Origin of the sequence: Phenylobacterium sp. (assembly GCF_025351295.1) — a bacterium.
In the GTDB taxonomy this organism is placed as follows: domain Bacteria; phylum Pseudomonadota; class Alphaproteobacteria; order Caulobacterales; family Caulobacteraceae; genus Phenylobacterium.
On the sequence record NZ_JANXWD010000129.1, the window covers coordinates 1 to 4606 of the forward strand.

At 64.3% G+C, this 4606-nt stretch carries 6 protein-coding genes; 2 read left to right on the plus strand and 4 right to left on the minus strand.

Going from position 1 to position 4606, the window contains the following annotated elements:
• From Q0R13_RS17960 to Q0R13_RS17970, 3 genes are all read right to left on the minus strand, one after another.
• Positions 1-471: recombinase family protein (locus Q0R13_RS17960; protein ID WP_293906500.1), on the minus strand; the 471-nt coding region annotated here is incomplete at its 3' end.
• Entirely contained in the window at positions 468-893 is a 426-nt protein-coding gene (locus Q0R13_RS17965) for a DUF2924 domain-containing protein (protein WP_293906502.1), read from the minus strand. The genes Q0R13_RS17960 and Q0R13_RS17965, both read right to left, overlap by 4 nt.
• A gap of 2 nt (positions 894-895) precedes the next feature.
• Positions 896-1216 carry a DUF3489 domain-containing protein gene (locus tag Q0R13_RS17970; protein WP_293906504.1) on the minus strand — a complete coding sequence of 107 codons (321 nt, stop codon included), beginning with the start codon at positions 1214-1216 and terminating at the stop codon, positions 896-898.
• Between the two features lie 424 nt (positions 1217-1640).
• Here Q0R13_RS17970 and Q0R13_RS17975 point away from each other — a divergent pair, with 424 nt between their 5' ends.
• Together Q0R13_RS17975 and Q0R13_RS17980 are read left to right on the plus strand one after the other, a co-directional pair.
• A complete protein-coding gene (locus Q0R13_RS17975; RefSeq protein WP_293906506.1) occupies positions 1641-2963 on the plus strand; it encodes a DNA methyltransferase in 1323 nt (440 codons plus the stop codon).
• Complete coding sequence (locus Q0R13_RS17980; RefSeq protein WP_293906508.1) at positions 2960-3520, plus strand: DUF5681 domain-containing protein; 561 nt, start codon at positions 2960-2962, stop codon at positions 3518-3520. The genes Q0R13_RS17975 and Q0R13_RS17980 overlap by 4 nt, the downstream gene beginning before the upstream one ends.
• Positions 3521-3690: 170 nt before the next feature.
• Here the strand turns inward: Q0R13_RS17980 and Q0R13_RS17985 are convergent.
• Positions 3691-4606, minus strand: a 916-nt coding sequence (locus Q0R13_RS17985) for a hypothetical protein (protein ID WP_293906511.1), incomplete at its 5' end; no start/stop codon positions are given.

Below are 4606 nucleotides of genomic sequence, written 5' to 3' on the forward strand. Positions count from 1 at the left end.
GTCGCGGATGCGCTCGCCGGTGACCTCGCGCTCGAACTGAGCGAACGACAGCAGCACGTTCAGCGTCAGACGCCCCATGGAACTGGTGGTGTTGAACGCCTGGGTCACGGATACAAAAGAAACGCCGCGCGCGTCGAACACCTCCACGATCTTGGCGAAGTCCGCCAAGGATCGGGTCAGACGATCGACCTTGTAGACCACCACCACATCCACCAGCTTTCGGTCGATGTCTTCCAGCAAGGCCTTGAGGCCGGGACGGTCCATAGACCCTCCCGAGAAGCCGCCGTCATCGTAGGCGCGCTTGCTGGCCGACCAGCCCTCACCAGCCTGCGACAGCACATAGGCCTCGCAAGCCTCGCGCTGGGCATCCAGGCTGTTGAAGGTCTGATCCAGACCCTCTTCAGAGCTCTTGCGGGTGTAGATGGCGCATCGCAAACGTCGCGCCACCGGCGGGCTCACCGCGCGGCTCACGCGGCGTCTTCCAATCGGAGGCCAAAGAACCGCGGCCCGTTCCAGCGCGCCCCCGTGATCTGCCGCGCGATGGCCGAGAGGCTGTTATGGCGCTGGTCTTCATACCAAAAGCCATCGGCCTGTACCTCGACTACATGAGCCCTGCCCTGCCATTCGCGGGTGATCCGGGTCCCGGGCTGCAGGGCAGCCTTGATTGCGATCCGGGTCGATCGCAGCGCCCGCCGGGTTTCGACATCCAGGCCCCCGAACACCTCAGCCTGGATGCGCCAGGCAAGGATACGGCGCATCAGATCAACCGACCGCACGGGCGGCGGCGGCCCGATCCGCCGCCGCCATTCGGCCCTCAGAGCTTCCAGGTCCATTTCTTCTAGGCAGCGAGCTTGCGCCGTCGCGACCTGCGCCGCCTCAGTCTGCGGACCCATAGTCAGGCCGCCGACTGCGGCGACGTGATGCGATAAACTCGCCCAGCGTCGGATTTTTCGGAGCTGACAGCCAGCCCGAGCTTCTTCTTCACCGCGCCTGCGATGGCGCCGCGCACCGAGTGCGCCTGCCAACCGGTCAGGGTCATCATCTCATCGAGCCGGGCCCCTTCCTCCCGCCGCATCATTTGCACGATGTCGCCCAGCTTGCCCTTCGGGGTCGTGGCGGCCAGGGTCGGCGCTGCAATGGCCTGGATCGCCTTGGTCGCCTTGGTCGCCGCGCGTTGCCGCTTGGGCGTGGGGGTTTGGGATGCGGATTTCGTCATGTCGTTGTCCTCGTCGCTCAGCGGCTAGCGGAAGCGCCGCCGCTACCAGCGCGAGCCCGGACTGGCCGGGCGAGGACGACCCACTGACGCTCCCTTCACCGCGACAGTCCAGCGGGTCTTGACGGAATCGGCGAACAGAAAGACCTTTTTCCTACAGTGGTTTTCGGGTCGGATCCGGGAGCCAGGTATCCTCCAGGAGGATGCTGACTGGTTTGAGCCGGTAGTCTGGGCAGGGCCCGCTACCGAGTAGTCCCGGGGGGATGGCTCAAACAACGATCGGCCGGCGGTGCGCTAGGCGCTTCGTCCACCACCCCCAGGGGGCGGCCAAACGCACACCTTGAGCCGGCGGCGGGCAGGCCTTTCGTCGAGTAGCCCCTAGGGGGCGGCGCGAGCACATCTCAACCCTATCGGAAGGAGCCTTGGCATGACTGCCAATCTGGTGGCGCCATCGTTGCGCCTGGTTATCACCTACTGCCCGCCGGTCGACCTCAAGCCCGACCCGGGCAACGCCCGCACGCACACGAAAAAGCAGGTCGCACAGATCGCCGCGAGCATGAGCACGTTCGGATTCACCAACCCTGTTCTCGCCGACGAATACCTCTGCGTCATCGCGGGGCACGGCCGGCTCCTGGCGGCCAAACAGCTGGGTTTGGACACCGTGCCCTACATCATGCTCACCGGCCTCTCGGAGGTTCAGAAGCGCGCTTTGCGTCTAGCGGATAACAAGATTGCATCCAACGCAGGCTGGGATCCCGATCTGCTCCGGGTCGAACTCGCCGCGATAACCGAACTGGAAGTGTCCTTCGACATCACGGTGACGGGCTTTGCCTCCGGTGAGATCGACGTCCTGCTCTCGGGCGCCATGGGCGCCGATCCTGACGAGGACATTGTTCCAGCCGTACCCGCTGAGCCGAAGACCAAGCTCGGAGACATCTGGATTCTCGGCGAGCATCGCATCGGGTGCGGCGATTGCCGGGATTCCGGATTTCTGCGGCAGGTGATGGGACCCGGTGTCGTCGCTGACGCTGCCTTCTTGGACCCGCCGTACAACGTCCGGATCGACGGACATGCCAACGTGCGCTCCCATCATCGGGAGTTCGCCATGGCGTCGGGTGAGATGACGTCATCGGCCTTCACGGAGTTCCTCGCCGAGACGCTGGGGGCGTGCGCTGCGGTTTCACGCGACGGGGCGGTCCACTTCGTTTGCATGGACTGGCGGCACATGGACGAGGTGCGGGCCGCGGGCGACATCGCCTACGGCGCCTTTCTCAACCTGTGCGTCTGGAACAAGTCCAACGCCGGGATGGGGTCGCTCTACCGCTCCAAACATGAGTTGGTGTTCGTCTACCGCGTCGGTCAGGCTCAGCACTTTAACGCCGTAGAGTTGGGCCGCCACGGTCGTAACCGGACCAACGTCTGGGACTATGCATCGGTCAACACGCTGCGCGGTAGCCGCCGGGAAGACCTCGATCTGCATCCGACCGTGAAGCCGGTGGCAATGGTCTCCGATGCGATCAAGGACGTGACCCACCGCGGCGACGTCGTGCTGGACGCCTTCCTGGGCTCCGGCACCAGCCTCATCGCCGCCGAGCGCGAAGGACGGCGCTTCCGCGGCTTGGACATCGATCCCGCCTACGTCGACCTCGCTGTCGAGCGTTGGGTCGCCATGACGGGCACGGAGGCGGTTCTGGAGGTCGAGCCGGTCAGGGGCGGGACAGGCTGGACCGCCGGCTGGGCGGCGACATGACCCGCGAGACGCCGCCCGGTGACTACGAGGTGGGCTACGGGAAGCCGCCTGTCAGCGGTCAGATCAAGCCAGGCGAACGGCGCAATTCCAATGGCCGCCCTAAGGGGTCAGCCTCGGTCTCGTCAATCGACAAGGGGCTCGATCAAAAGGTCACCCTCACCACCAATGGCAAACGCCGCAAGGTACCGGTCACCGAGGCGCTGGTGACGCAGATGCTGAATGATGCCTTGAACGGCGATAAGACCGCTCGCCGCGACATGCTCAAGATCATCCATCAGCGCGACATGGCGCGGCGAAAGGCGTCAGCCCCAAGTGAACGGGGCGACGAGGCACCGCCTCGTGGGCCACCGACGATCGTGTTCACCACCTATATCGGCAGCGCCCTGAAGGAGCTTGGCATCTGCGTCGAAATCAACGGCACGCAGCTCATTCCGAGCTGGGTCTTCAAGGCAGCGTTCGCTCGCATGGAGCCTGAACAGCGCGCGCAGATTGATCCCAGTAAGCTCGTCCACCAGTTGGAAGACCCCGCCGTTCTCGACGAAATCTCGGGAGGCTAAAAAATGGCGCGATGTCAGCCGCCGCGGGTTCGGGGCACGAGCAGCCGTCGTGACGCTCGTCATCCGCGCCTGACCTGGGTTGTGCTAAGTCGCGCCCCATCTGGATCCTACGGACGCTAGACTCTGCGGGAGACGCAATGCGCCCCAAATTGCACGTTGAGCATCGACGGTCAGTCGGTCAGATTGGTGATGCCTAAGGTGCGCTCGATTTGTTTCCTCAGGTTCGTCAGGCCGCGACTGTCGCTCGGGGTCTTGGGCAAAGTGATCGCGTCGAGGCCTCCATATCCGGACTTCGCCTCGAGCCTGATGTGCTTGTTGTCCGATTTCTCGCGGTAACCGTGGCGAACGAGCAGCGCCTTCAGCTGGGTTGCGATCCTTTTCGGGTCCTTCGTTGACCGCTTAAGGTCCTCCAGAAGTTCGGAGAGAGCCGGCGAGAGCGGGAGCGCTGCCGATATCGCCGCGAGCACGGCCTTTGAGCGAGGGTCCAGTGCATCGTCGCTCGCCGAGCAAATTTCAGCGGCCCTACGCAGCCTGTCAGTGAATTCACCGGTGTAGATTTCCGGACCCACACGATTGAGGAGCGAGGCCGGCAGAATTCCATATTCGACCTCGGGCACCTGCACTTTGGCGTCGGCATTGGACGCCAACTGCCCTTCAAGCTGGGCGATACGGTCCTTCAGGTTAGCTATTTCCTGGTCGTAGAGATCCTCGGTTTCCTTCGTGCTCAGGCGGTTGCGGTCACGCTGCCGCTGCAGCCGCAGCACTTGTTCCTGGAGTTCGGTCCAATCCCACCCTTCGGCGGGCATTTGTCCGCGGATTTCGAGCACTGCGTCGCGGACGAGAGCCAGGAGTTCCTGCGGGTCGGCCAAGCGCAAACCTAGGTACACGCGTCGGACAACGCCCCGACCGGGAAGCGCGATCGCGACCGTCCCGCCATAGACATTCGCCCCCGCCGTATCGTCTCGCAGGCGGAACGAGAACGCCCGATCCGGCTCCACGACCACGTGCGCAACGCCCCCCAGGTCGTAGGCGAGCTTCTCAATCTGAGAAGGCTGGACCAGCCATTTCGACGGCCCGGTGGCCGAG